The 18716-nt window shown below is 55.6% G+C and carries 23 protein-coding genes and 1 tRNA gene; 19 read left to right on the forward strand and 5 right to left on the reverse strand.

The genetic code is table 11. From position 1 onward, the window contains the following. Positions 1-502: 502 nt before the first annotated feature. From H8S45_RS10620 to H8S45_RS10655, 8 genes are all read left to right on the forward strand, one after another. Positions 503-1096 (forward strand): hypothetical protein, encoded by a 594-nt coding sequence (locus tag H8S45_RS10620; RefSeq protein WP_107631984.1) that lies wholly within the window; start codon positions 503-505, stop codon positions 1094-1096. Positions 1097-1121: 25 nt separating this feature from the next. Continuing rightward, positions 1122-2990 (forward strand): 1-deoxy-D-xylulose-5-phosphate synthase, encoded by a 1869-nt coding sequence (gene dxs / locus H8S45_RS10625; RefSeq protein WP_186950051.1) that lies wholly within the window; start codon positions 1122-1124, stop codon positions 2988-2990. Continuing rightward, positions 2983-3780 (forward strand): TlyA family RNA methyltransferase, encoded by a 798-nt coding sequence (locus H8S45_RS10630; protein ID WP_107631986.1) that lies wholly within the window; start codon positions 2983-2985, stop codon positions 3778-3780. Before dxs ends, H8S45_RS10630 begins: the two co-directional genes overlap by 8 nt. After that, entirely contained in the window at positions 3773-4636 is an 864-nt protein-coding gene (locus tag H8S45_RS10635) for an NAD(+)/NADH kinase (RefSeq protein WP_159068206.1), read from the forward strand. The genes H8S45_RS10630 and H8S45_RS10635 overlap by 8 nt, the downstream gene beginning before the upstream one ends. Before the next feature lie 24 nt (positions 4637-4660). Then, positions 4661-5116, forward strand: coding sequence for an arginine repressor (locus H8S45_RS10640; RefSeq protein ID WP_054327316.1), 456 nt, complete (start codon positions 4661-4663; stop codon positions 5114-5116). A 15-nt stretch (positions 5117-5131) separates the two neighbouring features. After that, positions 5132-6817, forward strand: a complete 1686-nt coding sequence (gene recN, locus H8S45_RS10645) for a DNA repair protein RecN (protein ID WP_054327317.1) — start codon at positions 5132-5134, stop codon at positions 6815-6817. Positions 6818-6920: 103 nt separating this feature from the next. Beyond that, positions 6921-8141, forward strand: a complete 1221-nt coding sequence (gene tyrS, locus H8S45_RS10650; protein ID WP_147574150.1) for a tyrosine--tRNA ligase — start codon at positions 6921-6923, stop codon at positions 8139-8141. A 95-nt stretch (positions 8142-8236) separates the two neighbouring features. Next, positions 8237-8312 (forward strand) — tRNA-Pro (locus H8S45_RS10655). Positions 8313-8454: 142 nt separating this feature from the next. On the opposite strand, the gene H8S45_RS10660 is transcribed toward H8S45_RS10655, so the two are convergent. Next, positions 8455-9843, reverse strand: coding sequence for a tyrosine-type recombinase/integrase (locus tag H8S45_RS10660; protein WP_186950053.1), 1389 nt, complete (start codon positions 9841-9843; stop codon positions 8455-8457). Then, the gene (locus H8S45_RS10665; RefSeq protein WP_186950055.1) at positions 9843-10652 is read right to left on the reverse strand and encodes a helix-turn-helix domain-containing protein; all 810 of its coding nucleotides are present in this window, start codon (positions 10650-10652) and stop codon (positions 9843-9845) included. Before H8S45_RS10665 ends, H8S45_RS10660 begins: the two co-directional genes overlap by 1 nt. 131 nt (positions 10653-10783) lie before the next feature. Between H8S45_RS10665 and H8S45_RS10670 the strand changes: the two genes are divergently transcribed. The 8 genes from H8S45_RS10670 to H8S45_RS10705 all read left to right on the forward strand — a co-directional run bounded on the left by H8S45_RS10670 (position 10784) and on the right by H8S45_RS10705 (position 15079). Beyond that, a complete protein-coding gene (locus tag H8S45_RS10670) occupies positions 10784-10969 on the forward strand; it encodes a hypothetical protein (RefSeq protein ID WP_186950057.1) in 186 nt (61 codons plus the stop codon). Next, complete coding sequence (locus H8S45_RS10675) at positions 10969-11220, forward strand: hypothetical protein (protein ID WP_186950059.1); 252 nt, start codon at positions 10969-10971, stop codon at positions 11218-11220. The genes H8S45_RS10670 and H8S45_RS10675 overlap by 1 nt, the downstream gene beginning before the upstream one ends. Before the next feature lies 1 nt (position 11221). After that, positions 11222-11521: a hypothetical protein gene (locus tag H8S45_RS10680; RefSeq protein WP_107631992.1), complete on the forward strand. Its 300-nt coding sequence runs from the start codon at positions 11222-11224 to the stop codon at positions 11519-11521. 14 nt (positions 11522-11535) lie between these two features. Beyond that, positions 11536-12243, forward strand: coding sequence for a helix-turn-helix domain-containing protein (locus tag H8S45_RS10685; RefSeq protein WP_186950061.1), 708 nt, complete (start codon positions 11536-11538; stop codon positions 12241-12243). After that, on the forward strand, positions 12237-13511 hold the full coding sequence (locus tag H8S45_RS10690) for a replicative DNA helicase (RefSeq protein ID WP_186950063.1): 1275 nt from the start codon (positions 12237-12239) through the stop codon (positions 13509-13511). The genes H8S45_RS10685 and H8S45_RS10690 overlap by 7 nt, the downstream gene beginning before the upstream one ends. Then, positions 13508-13837 (forward strand): hypothetical protein, encoded by a 330-nt coding sequence (locus H8S45_RS10695; protein WP_107631995.1) that lies wholly within the window; start codon positions 13508-13510, stop codon positions 13835-13837. The genes H8S45_RS10690 and H8S45_RS10695 overlap by 4 nt, the downstream gene beginning before the upstream one ends. 83 nt (positions 13838-13920) lie before the next feature. After that, the gene (locus H8S45_RS10700) at positions 13921-14172 is read left to right on the forward strand and encodes a hypothetical protein (protein WP_186950094.1); all 252 of its coding nucleotides are present in this window, start codon (positions 13921-13923) and stop codon (positions 14170-14172) included. Positions 14173-14320: 148 nt separating this feature from the next. Then, positions 14321-15079, forward strand: coding sequence for an RNA polymerase sigma factor (locus H8S45_RS10705; protein WP_186950065.1), 759 nt, complete (start codon positions 14321-14323; stop codon positions 15077-15079). Between the two features lie 482 nt (positions 15080-15561). Here H8S45_RS10705 and H8S45_RS10710 read toward each other — a convergent pair whose 3' ends face one another. From H8S45_RS10710 to H8S45_RS10720, 3 genes are all read right to left on the reverse strand, one after another. Beyond that, positions 15562-15966: a hypothetical protein gene (locus H8S45_RS10710; protein WP_107631998.1), complete on the reverse strand. Its 405-nt coding sequence runs from the start codon at positions 15964-15966 to the stop codon at positions 15562-15564. Positions 15967-16359: 393 nt separating this feature from the next. After that, on the reverse strand, positions 16360-16497 hold the full coding sequence (locus H8S45_RS10715) for a hypothetical protein (protein ID WP_186950067.1): 138 nt from the start codon (positions 16495-16497) through the stop codon (positions 16360-16362). A 96-nt stretch (positions 16498-16593) separates the two neighbouring features. Next, entirely contained in the window at positions 16594-16869 is a 276-nt protein-coding gene (locus tag H8S45_RS10720) for a hypothetical protein (protein ID WP_186950069.1), read from the reverse strand. A 779-nt stretch (positions 16870-17648) separates the two neighbouring features. On the opposite strand from H8S45_RS10720, the gene H8S45_RS10725 reads away from it, so the two are divergent. Genes H8S45_RS10725 through H8S45_RS10735 form a run of 3 tightly spaced genes read left to right on the forward strand, consistent with a single transcriptional unit; the run spans position 17649 to position 18321 of the window. Further along, the gene (locus H8S45_RS10725; RefSeq protein WP_186950071.1) at positions 17649-17861 is read left to right on the forward strand and encodes a hypothetical protein; all 213 of its coding nucleotides are present in this window, start codon (positions 17649-17651) and stop codon (positions 17859-17861) included. Then, positions 17858-18112 carry a type II toxin-antitoxin system HicA family toxin gene (locus tag H8S45_RS10730; protein WP_186950073.1) on the forward strand — a complete coding sequence of 85 codons (255 nt, stop codon included), beginning with the start codon at positions 17858-17860 and terminating at the stop codon, positions 18110-18112. Before H8S45_RS10725 ends, H8S45_RS10730 begins: the two co-directional genes overlap by 4 nt. Then, on the forward strand, positions 18112-18321 hold the full coding sequence (locus H8S45_RS10735) for a type II toxin-antitoxin system HicB family antitoxin (RefSeq protein WP_186950075.1): 210 nt from the start codon (positions 18112-18114) through the stop codon (positions 18319-18321). Before H8S45_RS10730 ends, H8S45_RS10735 begins: the two co-directional genes overlap by 1 nt. Positions 18322-18716 lie beyond the last annotated feature (395 nt).

Genomic DNA, 18716 nt, shown 5'->3' on the forward strand with positions numbered 1-18716 from the left:
GATGGATGTTCTACGGTGCAGGATGAAACCTGTATTGCGGTGCGGCGTGACTGTGCGTGTTCTCCCGCCCGCCCTCTTTTGGGGGGCGGGAAAATGGGCGGCGCACACGAGCAAAACGCTGTGTGCAGTGTAGCCTGCCTTGCGTGGCCATGGTGGATAGCGTATCCGCCCGCGGTTTCCCGGCCAGGAACGCCGCGGGAATTGACGGTTGAAACCATGTCTGCAAAAGAGGCTAAGAATCGTGTTGCCTGCAGTGGAAATCACCTAGGCTGTTCGCAAAGAGGCAGATCGAGGATTGCAGTGCGGACTCAGTGGCAATTCGGTCCCGGTGATGGCAACATCCCGGCACGGACTTTAATGGGAAACCCCCACGACGGCGACGCGTGGCAGTCCGCGGGGAAAGCCAACCGAACCTCAAGCCGCAAGATTTACTCGATCTGCCGCCACTTTTATCAAACAAGTTGCAAGCCGGAACCGGCTTTTTAATTAAGGAGTAGTGGGATTGGAAGCGTCCGATAAACAGAAGAAAAAAGCGCAGCCGCAGCAGAAGCCGCGGCTGATCAATACGCGCTGGGTGGCGACGATCACCTGCGCCAGCTTCCTGCTGTCCGTGGTGATGTCCTACGTGTCGAACGAAGCGCTCAGCAATGCGAATACGGTTTTGTCGTTTGCTGTGCTGTTTTTGTTCATCGCGCTGGGCATTCTGTTTGATATGATCGGCGTTGCCGCAACCTCGGCGACCGAAAAGGAATTTCATTCCATGGCCGCGCACAAGGTGCGGGGCGCGCGGGAGGCGGTTTGGATGTCGCGCAACGCGGAAAAGGTGTCGAGCATCTGCAACGACGTGGTTGGCGATATCTGCGGCATCATTTCAGGCGCGACCGGCGCGTTGATCGTAGCCAATATCACCGTGGGGATGCATGCGGCAATGGTCGTGGCGGTCTCCCTGCTGGTTACCGGCATGATCTCCGCCATGACGATCGGCGGCAAGGCGGCGGGCAAGGGTGTCGCGATTGCGTTCAGCAGCAAGGTGCTGGCGCTTTGCGGCCGTGTGCTGTCGCTGCTGCCGGTTTCATTCGACAGCAAGAAATCATAAGACCTTCACAATGGGAGAAGGATGGATGAAGCGATACGGAATTTTAGATACCATCACAGGCCCAGCCGATCTGCGCGGGCTTTCCTATGACTCGCTGAGCGTGCTCTGCGCCTCCCTGCGGGAATTCATTGTGGACTCGGTTTCCAAAACGGGCGGGCATCTTGCGTCCAATCTGGGCGTGGTCGAGCTGGCGGTGGCGCTGGAGCGCGAGTTTGATTCCTCGCGCGACCGTATCATCTATGATGTGGGCCACCAGAGCTACGTCCATAAGATACTGACCGGCCGGCGGGACCGTTTTGGTACCCTGCGGCAGTACGGCGGGCTCAGCGGCTTTATGCGGCCGGAGGAAAGCGATACCGACCCCTGTGTGACCGGACACGCCTCCAACTCGGTTTCTGTCGCGCTCGGCATGGCGCACGCGCGCACAATCAGAAACCAGAAGTACCATGTGGTCGCGGTGATCGGCGACGGCGCGATGACCGGCGGTATGGCGTACGAAGCGCTTAACAGCGCCGGAACGTCGGGCGAGCCGCTGCTGGTAGTGCTCAACGATAACAATATGTCCATTGCGCAGAATGTCGGCGGGCTTAGCCGACATTTGTCGCGTCTGCGCGTCAGCCCGCGGTACCTGCACGCCAAGGCCCGTGTGAAAGAACGGCTGGCGCGGATTCCGGGCGGCGCGGCGGTGTCGCGGGCGATTTCGCGCGCGAAGGCGCGCGTCAAACGCTTTGTGCTGCCCACCTCGCTGTTTGAACAGATGGGGTTTACCTATCTCGGTCCGGTGGACGGACACGATCTGAAAAGCGTGTGCGAGCTGCTCGCACAGGCGAAAAAAATGAAAAAACCCGTGCTGCTGCATGTAATGACGCAAAAGGGGCGCGGCTACGCGCCGAGCGAGCAGGAGCCGGAAAAATATCACGGCGTTTCCAGCTTTGACCCGCTGACCGGCCGCTTCGAAGCGGCCGGGGAAATGGATTTTTCCACTTTTTTCGGAAAGGAGCTTTGCTCCTTTGCGGAAAAGGACGGACGCATCTGCGCGATCACGGCGGCAATGCCTTCGGGTACTGGTCTGGGACCATTCGCGTTCCGGTTTCCGACTCGCTTTTTCGACGTCGGCATTGCGGAGGAGCATGCAGCGGCGATGGCGGCCGGCATGTCGGCGCAGGGGCTGCTGCCGGTCGTTGCGATATACTCCACGTTCCTGCAGCGCGCGTATGACCAGTTGATTCACGACGTGGCCATCTCCGGCCTGCATGTGGTGTTCTGTGTGGACCGCGCGGGCATTGTGGGCGCGGATGGCGCGACTCATAACGGCGTGCTGGACGTCGCGTTCCTGCGGGCCATCCCGGGGATGAAGATATTCTGTCCCTCGAATTTCGCCGAGCTGCGCAGCATGCTTTCGGACGCGCTCTACCATGAGGAAGGACCGATCGCCATCCGCTACCCGCGCGGCGCGGAGGGTGCGTTCCAGAGGGATACGTCGGCGGAGCCGGCGGCGTGCGTGCGCGAGGCGGAGCGGCCGGATGCCGTACTGCTGACCCACGGCATTCTGGTGAACGAGGCGTTGGCGGCGGCGCGGCTGCTGGAGGAACGTGGGCTTCGCACGCAGGTATGGAAGGTCAACCGGATCGACGGGGCGCTCAAGGAGCAGCTCGGCCGCATCTCCGAACAGGCGGACTGGTGCGTCGTGCTGGAGGACGTTGTGCAGAGCGGCGGCCTTGGGGAAACGATGGCGCAGATCCACAGAGGGCGGCTGGATCTGCTCAACACGGGCGACCGCTTTCTGCCGCATGGAAGCGTGTCTGATATTTACCGCGTCTGCGGCATCGACGCGGAGAGCGTGGCGGACTATATAACGGAAAAGCGGAAAGCAGGGGGGAACGGGCTTGGCTAAGAAACGACTGGACGTACTGCTGTTTGAAAAGGGGCTTTTCCCCTCGCGCGAGCGTGCAAAAACGGCGGTCATGGAGGGCATCGTCTATATCGCGGGCCAAAAGGCCGGCAAGGCGGGCGACATGGTGGACGAAAACGCCGTGCTTGAGGTGCGCGGCAATGAGAACGCATTCGTGTCGCGCGGCGGGAAAAAGATTGAAAAGGCACTGGCGCATTTTCAAATCGATCCGGCGGGGCTGACCGTGATGGACGTGGGCGCGTCGACCGGCGGCTTCACCGACTGCTTGCTGCGGCGCGGGGCCGCCAAGGTGTATTCGATCGACGTGGGCTATGGCCAACTGGCTTGGAGCCTGCGGCAGGACCCGCGCGTTAAATGTATGGAGCGGACGAATATTCGATATGTCACGCCGGACATGCTGGAGGAGTCTCCGGCGCTCTGTGTGATCGACGTTTCGTTCATTTCTCTGAAGCTGGTCCTGCCCGTGGTTGCCAGCCTGCTGACAGAGGACGGGCGCGTCGCCTGCCTGATCAAGCCGCAGTTCGAGGCAGGGAGGGGCAAGGTCGGGAAAAAGGGCGTTGTGCGCGAGCCGGAGATCCATCTTGAGGTGCTGGAACGGTTTGTGGAAAACGCGCGCGAAGCGGGCTTTGCGGTGCAGGATGTGACGTTTTCCCCGATCAAGGGGCCGGAAGGGAACATCGAGTTTTTGGGGTATCTGGCGAAGCGGGGTGTGGAAAGCGTACCCGATCTGAAGGAAGTCGTGCGCCAGGCGCATGCGGAATTGGATGGCTGATACGATCATGAAAAGTTTTTTCATCTATCCCAATATGCGCAAGGAGGGGGCGCACGTCCTGCTGCCCAAGGTCTGTGGACAGCTCCGGCGCGACGGCGTCCACCTGATGCTGCCGCTCCAGATGCGGTCGGCGCCACTGGGGCTGGACGATGTGGAATACGTTGAAACGGATGCGGGCGTCCGGCTTGCGGAGCTGGCGGTCGTTCTGGGCGGTGACGGCACCATGCTGCGCTTGGCGCGCGCCGCGGCGCAGCAGGAGCTGCCACTCCTGGGCGTCAACGTCGGCCATATCGGGTTCATGACCGAACTGGAGCCGGACGAGCTGGGCCGGATGGAAAAGCTTTTCACGGGCGAGTATTCGATTGACAGCCGCATGATGCTGCACGCCGTGGTGCGCCGCGGCGGCCGCGCGGTGTATGAGGACGATGCGCTCAACGACATCGTGGTCGCCAAGGGAACCGCGTTTCGGGTGGTTCGGGTGCGCATTGCGGCGGATGAGGAGGACGTTACCGGCTTCAGCGGGGACGGTGTGATCGTGGCTACGCCGACCGGCTCGACCGCGTACGGCCTGTCCGCAGGCGGGCCGGTGATCGAACCGAGCGCGGAGAATATGGCGGTCATTCCGATCTGCGCCCACGCGCTGGCGGCCAAGTCGTTTGTATTCGCGCCCGAACGCCGTATCTCCATCCGCGCAGCATGCGAGGGCGGCAGCGAGGTGTTCCTTTCGGTCGACGGCGGACAGGGCTTCGCCATCCGGCCGGACGATGTGGTGGAGATCACGCGCTCCGCGCTGCGCAGCCGGCTGGTGCGGCTCAAGGGAGACAGCTTTTACAAGATATTGCAGCAAAAACTCTGAATTCTGAAGAGGGAGGCGCGGAGCATGAAGTTTCAAAGACAGGCGAAAATACTTGACCTGATCGACCGGTTCGATATTGAGACGCAGGAGGAGCTGACCGACCACTTGCGCGCATTGGGTTACAGCACGACACAGGCCACCGTGTCCCGCGATATCAAGGAGCTGCGCCTGATCAAGACCCTGTCCGCGGAAACGGGGAAATACAAGTATTCGGCCGCGGCCGCCGGCGCGGCGGACAGCTTTACAACCCGGCTACGCAACATTTTCCGCGAATGTGTGACCGAGATCAACGCGGCGCAGAATATGGTGGTTATTAAGACGCTGCCCGGCCTGGGGCAGGCGGCAGCCATGGCGATCGACGCGATGCGCGCCTCGGATGTAATCGGCACGCTCGGCGGCGACGACACGGTGTTCGTTGTCATGCGCGACAACGACAGCGCCGACCGGTTCTGCCGGCAGGCGCATGACATCCTGAAGTGACGGAGGGAAGCGGCGATGCTGCAGTTGCTCCACATTGAGAATATAGCGGTTATCGAGCAGGCGGATATTGAGCTGGAGGACGGGCTGACCGTGCTGTCCGGCGAGACTGGCGCGGGCAAGTCGATCGTGATCGATTCGATCGGCGCGGTGCTCGGCCGGCGCGTCAGCCGCGACCTGGTGCGCACCGGTGCGCAGAAGGGCTTTGTCAGCGCCGTGTTTACCGGCCTGTCGCCGGCGCTGCACGGACTGCTGGACGAGCTTGCCCTGACCGGCGAGGAGCCGGATACGCTGCATATCCAGCGCCAGTTGACAGCGGACGGGAAAAGCACCTGCAGGGTGAACATGAAGCCGGTCGCGGCTGCGGTGCTGCGCCAGCTCGCGCCGTACCTGATCGATATTCACGGGCAGAACGACGGCCAGAAGCTGCTGGACGAGCAGTATCACATCGATTATCTGGACGGGTATGCGGGGAACGGCGCCCTGCTGGATCAATACCGCCCGCGGTATCAGGCGCTGCTTGCGCTGCGGCGCGAGATCACTGCGTTGGAGACCGGCGAGCAGGAGCGCCTGCAGCGCATCGATATGCTCACGTTCCACAAGGAGGAAATCGAGCAGGCCGCGCTCCGGCCGGACGAGGAGGAGATGCTCGCGCAGCGCAAGGCGTATTTCGACCATGCGGGGAAAATTGCGGGCGCGCTGGAGCAGGCGCGGCGCGCCCTGAACGGAGATGACGACGCCGGCGGCGCGTGCGCGCTGCTCGACCAGGCGGCGGGGGCGCTTGCCGGCCTGCGCGAGGTGTCGGGGGCGTTCGACGGGCTGGCCGAACAGGCGGAGGAGGTGCGGCTGCTCGCGGCGGACCTGCGCGACAGCGTTTCCGGACGAAGCGATACCCTTGATTTTTCACCGACGGAACGGGAATGGGTGGAGCAGCGGCTCGACCTGATCTATCGCCTGAAACAGAAATACGGCGGTACGGTTGCTGAGGTGCTGGCATACCGCGACCGGATTGCGGTGGAGCTGGAAACGTTGCAGGATTCGGACAACCGGCGCGAGGGGCTGCGCGCGCAGTACAAGGAAGAACTGGCGGAAGCAAAGGCGCTCGCCGCCCGGCTGGGCGAGGCGCGCCGCGCCGCAGCAAAGCGGCTGGAGGCGGAGATCGTCCGCGAGCTGGCGGCGCTCGATATGGAAAAGGTGAGGCTGCGCATCGCGGTGCATACGGGAGCCAAGCTCTCCGCGCACGGGTTCGACACGGTGACGTTTGAGATATCGGTCAACCCCGGCGAGCCGGAAAAGCCGCTGTCCAAGGTCGCGTCGGGCGGCGAACTGAGCCGGATTATGCTGGCGCTCAAAAACGTCTTGACGGCGGGTGAGGATGTTGGTATGCTGATTTTTGACGAGATCGATACCGGCGTTTCAGGCCATGCGGCGCAGCAGATCGCGTACAAGCTGTCCGATATCGGGCGGCAGAAGCAGACGCTTTGCGTTACCCACCTGCCGCAGATCGCGGCGATGGGGGATCATCACCTGCTGATTTCCAAATCCGTGCGTGGGGAAAGAAGCTATACCGATGTGCAGCCCATGGATGAACCGTCGCGCGCCCGTGAGATCGCGCGCATGCTGTCGGGCGAAACCATCACAGAGCTGTCGCTGCAGAACGCGAGGGAGCTTTTGCAGAAAGCGGCGGAATATCAGAGAGGATAGAAATTGCAGTGGTCATTATTCATGAGAACCTGAAGGAGCGCGCGCCCTGACAAACGGCAGATGTTGCGCGGTGATATTATCTCAGAAAGGACGAAAAACATCCATGACTTTATATGAAGAGCTCAAGGCGCGCGGCCTCATCGCCCAGGTGACCAATGAGGAAGAGATCAGTAAAATGATCAACGAGGGCAAGGCGACGTTTTACATCGGCTTCGACCCTACGGCGGACAGCCTGCACGTCGGGCATTTTATGGCGCTGTGTCTGATGAAGCGTCTGCAGATGGCTGGCAACAAGCCGATCGCACTGGTCGGCGGCGGCACAGGTTATATCGGCGACCCCTCCGGCCGCTCGGACATGCGCTCGATGATGACACCTGAAACCATCCAGCACAACTGCGACTGCTTCAAAAAGCAGATGGAGCGTTTTATCGAATTCGGCGAGGGCAAGGCGCAGATGGTCAACAACGCGGACTGGCTGCTCGGCCTGAACTATATCGATTTGCTGCGCGAGGTTGGCGCATGCTTTTCGGTCAACAATATGCTGCGTGCGGAGTGCTACAAGCAGCGCATGGAAAAAGGGCTCAGCTTCCTTGAATTCAACTATATGATTATGCAGTCCTACGACTTTTACTATCTGTTCCAGCACTACGGCTGCAACATGCAGTTCGGCGGCAACGATCAGTGGTCGAACATGCTGGGCGGCACCGAGCTGATCCGCCGAAAGCTGGGCAAGGATGCGCATGCCATGACGATTACGCTGCTCCTCAATTCCGAGGGCAAGAAAATGGGCAAGACCGCGTCCGGCGCGGTATGGCTCGACCCCAATAAGACCTCTCCCTACGACTTTTTCCAGTACTGGCGCAACGTGGACGATGCGGATGTGCTCAAGTGCATTCGTATGCTGACGTTCCTGCCTATGGATCAGATCGAGGAGATGGACCGCTGGGAGGGCGCGCAGCTCAACCGGGCGAAAGAGATCCTTGCGTATGAGTTGACCGAGCTGGTGCATGGCAAGGAAGAGGCCGACAAGGCGATGGAAGCAGCAAAAAGCATTTTTGTCGGCGGCGGCACGAGTGAAAATATGCCGACCACCGTGCTGACGGATAGGGACTTTGAGAACGGCCGGATCGGCGTGCTGACGCTGCTCGTCAAGTGTGGCCTTGCAGGCTCGAATGGAGAGGCGCGCAAGCTCGTGCAGGGCGGCGGCGTGTCGGTGAACGGTGAAAAGGTCGAGGATTTCAGGCAGATGCTCGGAAAAAGTGCCTTTGAACAGGCGTGCATTATCAAAAAGGGTAAAAAAACGTTCCATAAAGTCACGCTTTAAGAGAAAAGTTTGCGTGCAAAATGTGGAAAGCCCTTGACAACAGGGTGGAAATTTGATATTCTATTTTGGCAAGGTTTAGCGCCTTGCCAAAATATCCGGGTGTAGCGCAGTTGGTAGCGTGCTTGACTGGGGGTCAAGAGGCCGCAGGTTCAAGTCCTGTCACTCGGACCATTTAAGACCGCTGATTTGTAAGAATTGGCGGTCTTTTTATAACTTTTTGCGGATTTTTGTTTTTTGCAAAAACGGTATTGGTGTTTATTTGGTGTTTATGGGTTAAAAATCAGGCGTTCCCGTTGATGGGAACGCCCTTTTTCTATGCCCGTTTTTTCGAGCGGGTCAGCACACTTTGCAGCGCTTCCGCCGCTGCTGCTTCCGCTGATTTGATACTGTGAGAGTAAATGTTCATTGTGGTAGATGTTTGCGAGTGTCCAAGGTGTGCCGACACAGTACGGACGTTTGTGCCTGCCGCAATCAGTAGGGTTGCATTTGTATGTCTCAAGCTATGGATTGAGACGGGCGGCAAATCGCTCCGAGCAATAAAGTCGTGGAACCACCCTGTTACTGTGGCTGGATGTAGCGGCTTCCCGTTCCATGTAGTAAATAAGCGTGGATGATCGCCCCACGCTTCTGCCCATTGGTCGCCAATACGGAGACGTTCACGGCCTTGCCACGCCTTATATTGCCTGAGCATTACCAAAGCATCCGGCGTAAGTTTGAGAACACGCTTAGAACTGTTATTCTTTGTATCGTCCATGAACACGCCTTTTTCCGGCAAATATAAGGAACTGCGCTGCACATCGAGTAAACCTCGTTCAAGGTCAATATCTCCCCATTCCAGCCCGCACAATTCACCGCGCCGCAGGCCGGTATGCAGAAGCAGGGTTATCATGGTGCGGTATGTTATCGGCTCGTTATCGAGTAGATCAAGAAGGCGTTGCGCTTGAATCTCGTCAAGGTAGGCGGCTTCTTTGCGCTCGATCTTGGGCGGGTCTACACGCGCGCATGGGTTATCATAGATGATTTGCCACTTAACCGCCGTTGACATCATGGAGGACAGCATTTTGTGATAGTGCGCGACCGTGTTACCGGTCAATTGCTTGTCGCCGTCGACCGGCTCAAAGATGGATTGCGCACAGTTTAAAGCTGCATCTATTTTCTGTGCGGTCTCTGCTTTGACCTTTTGACCGCGGTTTAATGCGTAAAGCGTGCGCACACCTATGCCCGCCTTTTCTGCTAACTGTACAGCGGTGATATGCTCTTTCTGCAAGAATGTTTTGAAATCCAATTTGCAGCGATATAGCGTATCCTCGCGTATTCCGCTTTCTGCAAGGTTGTCATAGAACGCCATAAAGTGATGCGGCCGAAGTTTGTCCATGCGGATATGACCGATTGCAGGCAGCACCCGCTTGATAAAGTGTCGGTATCCGGCGACCGTGGTAGGCCTAAGCTGCTTCTCCGCATAGTCCCTGAACCACTTTTCGGCAAAGTCGGCAAACTTGATATTGCCGTCCAGAACCTGCCCGCTGCGGCATTTTTCCTCAAATAACGTCGCCTGCCGGTTAAGTTCCTTCTCGGTCTGGCGCTTTGTCATACCCTCGGGCGGTGTCCATGTCATGGTACGGCGGAGCTGCTTGCCGTTCAGATCATAGCCGCAAGAAACAACGATCTTATAGCTACTGCCGCGTTTTTGGATTGTCGCCATTATCTTTCCCCCGCTCTTTTTTCGCTTATGAAGTCAAGTATTTCACCAATAGCGTTTCGTCTTTCTGCTTCTTCGCGTTCATATTCTTCTTCTTTTCTGTATTCATCCTCATAATCAATATTTGCATAGAAGTCATCAGGAAGAATATCATCGGGATTGGGTATATATGGTTCTTCGTACAAAACAAATTCTACATATTCACGTTTGCACATATCTACATCAGCCAATTTTGCAACATATTCTTTCAGTAAACTATCTATCAATGGAATCTGCGCTTTTAGTTGATTGATTGTATCTTTCCTCCATAGGGGGAGTAACTCTATCAATTTTACTAAATTCATATCTGCATAACCGCGATCTAAATTGCGGGATAACGGAACATAACGAAATCGGCTTTCTTTTCGCTCATCTTCCAAAAAAGAAAAAAGATAATTCGTAATATAAGCAATTATCTTGCCGCTTTCGAGAATTTGATTTAATGCAATCTTGGAGAATTTATTTTCTGCAAAGCGCTTTAACTTTGAAATCGATTTATCAGAAAGTCCCAAGGCATAACCAATCTCATGGTTTTCTGCTTTTGCTGCATCGGACATACCCAATAAATAATCGGCAGAAACCTCACATCGTTCTGCAATTTTCTTCAAATCAACAGCGTTTGGAACTCGATTACCAGCAAGGTAAAATCCCATAGTAGCACGCGATATTCCTAATTTTTCGGCAAATTCGCTATAAGACATATCACCTCGCAACTTATCCAGCCTATCTCTAAAGATTGGCATTTTTGGTTTTTTATCTGCATTTGCACTCATAAACACGCACTCCGTTCTGCATTTGTGTATAACTGTGGAAATATTTCTGCATCAGTTGAACAATCTCGGTTTGTGTGGTATTATAATATCACAAACAACAAATGCAGTCAACAACAAAGGAGGTTATAAAAGTGAAAAATACTGACATTCGTTCTGAAATCAAAACCGCTGGGCTGTATCTATGGCAGATTGCGGATGCGCTCGGCATCAATGACGGCAATTTCAGTCGCAAGCTGCGGCATGAACTGCCGGACGAAGAAAAAGCACGCATCCGCACTATTATTGCGGAATTGTCTACGCAGAGGGAGGCGGTCTAATGGCCGCTCGCATGAGATTTCCAGCGCAGGCCTTGGAGGAATTGCGCAAAGCTGATCCTGAAACGCAGGTCAGCTTAAAGCTAATACGCCGCCTGATACATACCGGCGCTGTGCCGTCCGTTCCAGTCGGTAACGGAAACCGCCGTCTGGTCAATCTGGATGCGCTTATTAACTACTTGGAGAGGCCGCCAGAGGGCAAGCCCGAACAGGCGCAGGGCATCCGGCGCATCAACGAAAGGCGGGTGGTGTAATTTGAAGATTACAGACTATCTTCCTACGGGCAAGGAGAACGCCATCCCCAGCAAGACGCTTGCTGAAATACTCGGCTTTGACACTGTGCGCGAGCTTCAAAAAGCGATCGAGCGGGAGCGGCAGGCAGGCGCGGTTATCCTATCCACCTGTACAGAGGGCGGCGGCTATTTTTTGCCCGCCAACGAGACAGAGATCAGGGAGTTTATCCGCACCTTGTCGAACCGTGCCAAGAATACCCGCCGCTCTATGGAAAGCGCACTGGATGCACTGGACGGAATGACCGGACAAATGCGGCTGTAAGGCGGTGAGCGCACTTGTCAGACTACTACACAATTATTCCTGCGCAGGTGCGCACGGATAGCAGCCTATCACTACTGGCACGGCTGCTTTATGGCGACATAGCAGCACTCGCAAGCGATTCTGGTGAATGTTGGGCGAGTAACACATTTTTCGCAAACGAATATCGGAAAGACCGGACGCGAGTTATAGCGGCTATCAAAGAACTGATTTCGGCTGGGTATGTGCGAACGGAGTACCGCAAACCGGGGAATAATGGACGAGTTTTGATACCCTGTTGCGAAAACGCTACCACCAGTTGTGAAAATGCAACGGGCAGTAGTGAAAACGCAACAGACCCGTTGCAAAAACACAACGGGACCCGTCGTGAAAACGCGACACATAATAATAAAAAGACTAATAAGAATGAATACACATGCGCATTTGCGCAATTTTGGAAAGCGTACCCCAAGAAGCAGGATAAGGCCAAGGCACAAAAAGCATTTGACAAGCTCAGGCCAGACCAAGCCCTGCTTGACCAAATTCTTGCAGCGTTGGAGTGGCAAACGAGGTCGGCAGACTGGACGAAGGACGGCGGTCGGTTTATCCCGCTCGCCAGCACCTACATAAACGGCCGGCGCTGGGAGGATGAGCCGCCAGCTAACACTACGGCGACAAGGCCGAGTGTGCCGAAGCTGAAAACATTCATTGACGAGAATGGGAACGAGGTGGCGCAGTTTTGCTGAACGATAATTTTCTAACCGCCGAAAACGCGGTGATCGGGGCTTGTCTGGTTGACCCTGCCCTGTGGCGGGTGGTGCTGGACAAGCTGCACAGGGATGATCTGTATTCTGATTTCAACCGCGAAGCCTATGACATAGCGCGGCGGTTTGATCTGGACGGCAAGGAACCGCCTAACGCAGTAGAGATTGCAGACGCGGGCGTAGATCGTACCGCCTTGTTTGGCTGCATGGAAGTCGCATGCGCAGAGCGCGATTTAGACCGTTCTATCGAGCTTGTCAAGAAAGCAGCGCGCCGCCGCGAGCTGGCAACTATCGGCAAACTGCTGGAGGACGGCGCACTGAACGGCGATGAACCCGAAACGCTGATCGCGGAAACCGAAAAGCGGATCGCTGCGCTGGACGAGCGGGACAGCGGACAGCTTTTGACCGGACTTGATATTGCATCAGCTTTTTACGATTTCCGAGATCAGATAAGCGGGAAGATCGTCAAAACCGGCTTGCAGTCGATTGACGACACGTTAGGCGGCGGTATGCTTCCGAGCGGGTTTTATATATTGGCGGCGCGCCCTGGCTGTGGTAAGACGGCTTTAGCTTTGCAGATCGCGGGCAATGTTGCGGAGCACGGCGGCGCGGTGCTGTTCGTGTCATTGGAAATGGATGTTTCCCAGCTTCAAGCACGGCGGTTATCAAGCCGAACGGGAATATCCGCGACCCGACTGCTGTTGGACGAAAATCTATCTGCCGAGGAATGGCAGCGCGTACAGGCCGCAAACGTTGGACTGTCACGCCTGCCGCTGTATGCCAATGGCAAAGAGGGGTGTTCCGTGCTTGATGTGCGGTCTATGGCGCGCAAGGTCAAAGGGCTGTCGTTGGTCGTGGTCGATTATCTCGGCCTGCTGCGGCCTGAACGAAGCCGGTCAAGCCGGTATGAAGAAATCACCGCCATCTCGAACAGTCTGAAAACCCTTGCCCGTTCGCTCAAAGTACCGGTCCTATGCCTTGCGCAGCTTAACCGCGCCAGTGAACAGCGGGCGGATAAAACCCCCGGTCTTGCCGACCTGCGGGACAGCGGCGCGATAGAGCAGGATGCGGACGCGGTCTTGCTGATGCACCGGCCGGATATGTACGGCAAGGAAAGCGAACGCGGCGATCTGGTCTTTGTTTCAACACAGATCGCGAAAAACCGGCACGCGGGGACAGCGGCCTTTGAACTGGGCTTCAACCTACAGACAGGACGATTTATCCCAGTGAAAGGAGGGTATCAAGAATGACCTTTGAGGAATTGAAAAAGCGCGCCTACCACGATCACCCCATACCTGACGGCCTGAACAAGACCGAGCGCCTGCAATACATCGCCGCCCGCCGTATCTATGCAGGGTACAAGTCCGGCGAAATCGACAGGACGGAAGCCGAGCCGATGCTGGGCAAGGTGCAGGAATACCCGCGCCTGATGGCGGCAGAAAAGCGGGCGTTGCTGCGGTACTTGTTTGCCCTGCTTTGCGAGGATGCTGGATGCGGTATGCAAAGCGCGCTGGATGATTCTAAATTCGTTGCGAGGGTATACAGCTCAGAGAACTTGAAGGGATCGCTGGCCTGATCTGTTCGACTTAGTACAGATTACGCGCGCGAAATATCACAAAAAGTCACGAAATCTCACACATAAAAAAAGGAGCGATAGCAATGTTTTATCTAAAGCACAAAGAAGAAAAACTGAACATCGGCGATGATAATGTTTTCACCACTTGCCCAATATGCGGCAAGGAGCATGCCGTTGACCTGCATGAGCTTTTAGCTGGCGGTGAAGCTGACTTGTTCGGTACGGCTGTTTACTGCCCAGCTTGTGCAGAACGGCGGTTTCGGGACAGGAAAACAGCACAGAGCAGCAAACAGGAAATGGCGCGCCCGACCGGCCGTGTGCTCCCGTTCCGCTGATCGTGTGGACATTACACGCGCGCGAAATTTTGCAAAAAGCCGCGCGATCTCGCACATAAAAAAGCGGCAAGCCCCTGCACGGCCTGCCGCTCTCCCGCTCGATCTTGCTTTGTGGTCTTATTCTACCACGAGCGGGAGGTCATGCGCAATGACAAATGAAGAACTGGCCGCGCGTGCCAAGACAGGCGACAGGGACGCGCTGGCGCAGCTATGGGAGCAGAATCGCGGGGTGCTCGCATCCATATTCCGCGAACTGGCACGCAAGGCAGGCGCGAGGATGGCTGCTATGGGCGTAACATGGGAGGACGTGGAACAATCCTTCTTCCTTGCGGTCGCGCTCGCTGTGCGGCTGTACGAGCCGGAACGGGGCGTTCTGTTCGCGTCGTTTCTTAAGTATCCGGTCAGGCAGGTTTTCTTTGATATGGTCGGCTGGCGCACGGAGCGGCAGAAGCACGACCCGCTCGGGAAAAGCGTCAGCCTTGACGAGCCTGTACGCGGCGAGGATGGAAGCGAGACTGCCCGCGGCGAGCTTGTACCAGACCCAACGGACGCTTACGAGGATGCAGAGGAGCAGTTTTATATCGAGCAGCTTCACGCCGCTTTGGACAAGTGCCTTGATGCGCTCGAACAGGAACAGGCCGCAGCGATCCGGTATCGCTATTATGACGGACTGACACTGGCAGAAGCAGGGGACAGACTGGGATGTAATGCTGAGTATGCCCGCAAGCTGGAATACAAGGGCCTGCGCAGGCTGAGAAGCCCACAGAACATCCGCAGGCTGGAACAGTACAGGGAGCAGATCGTCAGCGAGGGCGCTTATCACGGTACGGGCTGGGCAGCGTGGAACAGCGGCGGCAGCGTCGAAGAGAGGACAATCATTCGCCTTGAAGGAAAGGGGCTACTGTGAGGTATCCGGAGATTTTGGAGGCTCTAAAAAGACTTGGGGAAACTTGTGTTATCGCAGGGAGTTGTGATAGCGCGAACACCCCCGTCGAAAAAACACCCCAGGTTCCACCGCCTGAACTCGGCACGGGGGGCAGGACAAAAGAGATATTTACGCGCGCACGGGAAAAGTAAATGAGATTGCTTTTGACCACAAGCGGGTGGAAAGAAAGGATATTCGTGCTGCTTGTGAAAACTTGAGTTTTTAACAGCCTGCTAAAACTGCATAAAATGTGAGAAAGTGAAACCATAAAAATGCCCCCCCTCCCTTGTGTGTGGCCGTTTGGGTTTTGATCGGTCGGCTGGGTAACTCTTTCCAACTCTATGGGAAATTACAGGGAAGGGGAGTATGCCGAGCCTTGAAAAGTGTCAAATGCTCTTCGTAGCCGCTGTCGCTTTGAGTGTCAGGATAAAAGAATATTTCATGCACACATGAGAAAAGGAACCTTACCCGTGCGGGTTTGGCTCCTTCTCCATCGGCACAATCATCCGGTATGCGTGTCCGTAGGCTTCGGCCGCGGCGCTGCACCGGTCAAAATGAGCGCTGTTTTGGGTGCGCTCTGCCTCGGCTAATAGCGCGTCCCGCCTGTTCTTGAGCGTTTCTGTGATATGTAGCAATCGTGGCGCTGTGACCTGTGCGGCCTCTATTGCCGCGTCGTGTAATGCGACTGCCCACGCAAAGCCGCCTGCGAAAGCTGCTTCCTGTATCTCGACTGCGGCGGCGTTTGCCATGTCGGTCAGGGTGGTATCATCGCCCAGAAGGTCATGCAGATGCCTTTCGGCTTCGCCTTCGACGGGGTATAGCTCTGATTGTGTCCACAACTCGTATTGTTCCTGTATCCGTTCATTCATCGGTGTGTACCTCCTGTTATAGTCCCAGTACAAGCGCCAGTATCGGGGCGTTGATAACGAACGCGAGCAGGCAGAAGCACGCTATGCTTTTTATGATCTGCACAGTATTCCCGCCTTTGCTGCATGGCTTGCCTCCTGTTCAATCACAGCGCAAAATCCAAGGCCGGAAATAAACGCATGCCGTTCCAGTGCGCCAGCATAATCCCCAATCAGACTTTCAGCCTGATTATACAAATCGGAGGGGAGCCGCTTCGCAAGGCATCCAAACAGCGCGTCAGTAGCCCTCTGCACCGACGGTACGGGCTGCTTGTCTATGCTTGACCACAAAAGGTATAATTCATCTGTTAACACTGTTTTCACGCTCCCTTGGTAAAGTTATTTCAACCATCTTACTTATTTTGTTTCGATTTGAACGTGGATTGTGATATTTTCCTCGCATGTACCGTACACTGCTGCAATAATCTGTTTGAGCAGCAATGAGTTATGCCGGGCATTGCCGATAAACTCGGTGATCGTCTGATCTTTCTCCACTTAGCTCTCACTCCTTTCTGAAAGCGATACAATCCTATGGTGGTTATTCTTGCAGGCTCCTTACCTTGCTTTGGTCGGCTGGGGTAAGGGGCTTTCTCATGCGAGTACAAACCGCCTTGTCTCAGCCGAGCGGGTGAACCGTTCGTAAAGGTCGGGCATGGCGACCTTAAAAGCCCTGCTGTCAAACCGTGCGGACTGCACCTGCTTCCATGTGGCTTTCCAGTCGTCACCGGCCAGCATGTCCACGCCCTGGGCGGTCATTTCCCGCTTGATCGTGTCGGTGATGGCCTCGATCTCGGCGGCGATCTCCTCCGACATGCGGCGCAGCTCGCGCAGGTCTTTGACCTTGCTGTTTAACTCGGTTTTGTCCATCGTGATTCCTCCTTTGGCTTTCGCCCAAAATAGCGCTGTGTGCGCTTTGGTGGCTTTGACGTGGTCTTTTGTGTCTATGCCTTGAAAATGGCATACAGCGCATTTTCGCGCCCGCTCGCGCCATCTTCGTGCCTATTGCCGTCCTCGGCTCACAGGTATATGGTTGCGAGCTTCAAGGGTTTTCGTTCCCTTTGGGCTGCTGCCCGTTTCGGTGGGCTGTTCCGGCGGTCATTATCGGTGCAAACCGCGTGCGGCAGGTAATGGGCTGCCTGCAACCTGTCTCAGGGAGTTGTGCCAGCCGCCCGCTTGCGTGTCTATTGCTCTCGCTCACAGGTACGCGGTGCGGCTCTTGGTCGGGTGGTCTTGCCCTCGGCGCTTGACTTTACGGCGGTGTGTGCTATAATGAAACCAACAAGGCGGCTGTCCCGCTGCAACGGGGCGGCTTCCTCATAATCTCGAGAACTTGTAAGGAAAGCCGCTCTTTTGCTAAGGGCGGTTATTTCTTTTTAAGGACGAGAACCGTTAAAAAGATGATGTACAATGCAAGTACGATCTCCACGGTATCACCTCCCACGGAGGAACAACCGTGCCGCCTGTTGGCTCCCAGCTCGGGAGTTTTTGTTTTCTCCTTTGCTGTGATTATATTATAATATATGGACGACAATATATCAATAGACATATCAAACAATATTGACGACAATATATTGTTTATATTTTATATGGACGACAATAGATAATTGCGCTATAATTATGGCATAATGGAGGAGGTGCGTTTTTATATGTCGACCAGCAAAGCACAACAGAAGGCTACTGCAAAGTATGTTAAGCAAAACTATGACCGCATAGAAGTAAAAGTCCCCAAAGGCCGTAAAACCGAGTTGCAAGCCCATGCAGCGAAGCGAGGGGAAAGCGTGAACGGATTTATCAACCGTGCCATAGATGAACAGGTCAAGCGGGATAAGACACCACACGAGCAAGGCGGTGACGCATGAGCCAGTTTGAAAAACTCCTGTATAGCATCTTGAGCGGCACGCAAGATAAAAGTATTGCATTTGATGATTTGTGCAAGGTTTTAGGCCGGTTTGGGTTTGTATGCCGCGTAAAAGGCGATCATTTCATATATACTAAAGGCGGTATAGAGGAAATTATCAATATCCAGCCGAAAGGGAAAATGGCGAAACCCTATCAGGTAAAGCAGGTTCGAGACTTGATTGTCAAATACCGCATGGGAGGTTTTGAGTAATGCACCAGTATGAAATTATTATTTATTACAGCCGTGAAGATGAAGCGTATATTGCTGAGGTTCCTGAACTGTCGGGGTGCATGGCTGATGGGGAAACAGCTCGGGAGGCTCTTGAGAATGTCGAGACCGTGATTGCAGAATGGATAGAGACCGCCCGCGAATTGGGGCGCTCTATTCCAGTGCCGCGTGGGAAATTGCAATACGCCTGAGTAAGGCCGCCGTGCGATAGATGAGCAGGTCAAGCGGGATAACGGCGAATAGGTGCGATTCTCGCGCCCGCATCGGGATGTCCGGCGCGGAGATGTCGCCAAATATGGCGATATGTAATATCTGCTGTACTCAATAACGAATTGTTATCTTACTTGCTGTCATGTTCGGGATACGGCGAAATATAGTACCCTGACAAAAGCGGTGAAATACCACCTTAGAGGGTGTCACGGAATAGGTGACCCCTTTCAAAAAGGGTGTCGTGAACCGCGACCCCCTCACCGCTACATCGGCATTATGCCGACCTTGCAATGAAGCTGTTTCATCCGAGCGGGCGCGTTCTGAGGGCAAAAGAAAACCGCCCTGCTGGACGGCTTGACAATCCCGCTCGGGGCGG

The organism is Agathobaculum faecis, from assembly GCF_014287995.1.
GTDB lineage: Bacteria > Bacillota > Clostridia > Oscillospirales > Butyricicoccaceae > Agathobaculum > Agathobaculum ammoniilyticum.

Coding starts and splice junctions, on each gene's coding strand:
- H8S45_RS10705 (WP_186950065.1), top strand. CDS start 14,321: ATGACAAATGAAGAACTGGCCGCGCGTGCCAAGACAGGCGACAGGGAC.
- recN (WP_054327317.1), top strand. CDS start 5,132: ATGCTGCAGTTGCTCCACATTGAGAATATAGCGGTTATCGAGCAGGCG.
- H8S45_RS10730 (WP_186950073.1), top strand. CDS start 17,858: ATGAGCCAGTTTGAAAAACTCCTGTATAGCATCTTGAGCGGCACGCAA.
- tyrS (WP_147574150.1), top strand. CDS start 6,921: ATGACTTTATATGAAGAGCTCAAGGCGCGCGGCCTCATCGCCCAGGTG.
- H8S45_RS10660 (WP_186950053.1), bottom strand. CDS start 9,843: ATGGCGACAATCCAAAAACGCGGCAGTAGCTATAAGATCGTTGTTTCT.
- H8S45_RS10640 (WP_054327316.1), top strand. CDS start 4,661: ATGAAGTTTCAAAGACAGGCGAAAATACTTGACCTGATCGACCGGTTC.
- H8S45_RS10720 (WP_186950069.1), bottom strand. CDS start 16,869: ATGGACAAAACCGAGTTAAACAGCAAGGTCAAAGACCTGCGCGAGCTG.
- H8S45_RS10700 (WP_186950094.1), top strand. CDS start 13,921: ATGTTTTATCTAAAGCACAAAGAAGAAAAACTGAACATCGGCGATGAT.
- H8S45_RS10695 (WP_107631995.1), top strand. CDS start 13,508: ATGACCTTTGAGGAATTGAAAAAGCGCGCCTACCACGATCACCCCATA.
- H8S45_RS10725 (WP_186950071.1), top strand. CDS start 17,649: ATGTCGACCAGCAAAGCACAACAGAAGGCTACTGCAAAGTATGTTAAG.
- dxs (WP_186950051.1), top strand. CDS start 1,122: ATGAAGCGATACGGAATTTTAGATACCATCACAGGCCCAGCCGATCTG.
- H8S45_RS10665 (WP_186950055.1), bottom strand. CDS start 10,652: ATGAGTGCAAATGCAGATAAAAAACCAAAAATGCCAATCTTTAGAGAT.
- H8S45_RS10735 (WP_186950075.1), top strand. CDS start 18,112: ATGCACCAGTATGAAATTATTATTTATTACAGCCGTGAAGATGAAGCG.
- H8S45_RS10675 (WP_186950059.1), top strand. CDS start 10,969: ATGGCCGCTCGCATGAGATTTCCAGCGCAGGCCTTGGAGGAATTGCGC.
- H8S45_RS10635 (WP_159068206.1), top strand. CDS start 3,773: ATGGCTGATACGATCATGAAAAGTTTTTTCATCTATCCCAATATGCGC.
- H8S45_RS10710 (WP_107631998.1), bottom strand. CDS start 15,966: ATGAATGAACGGATACAGGAACAATACGAGTTGTGGACACAATCAGAG.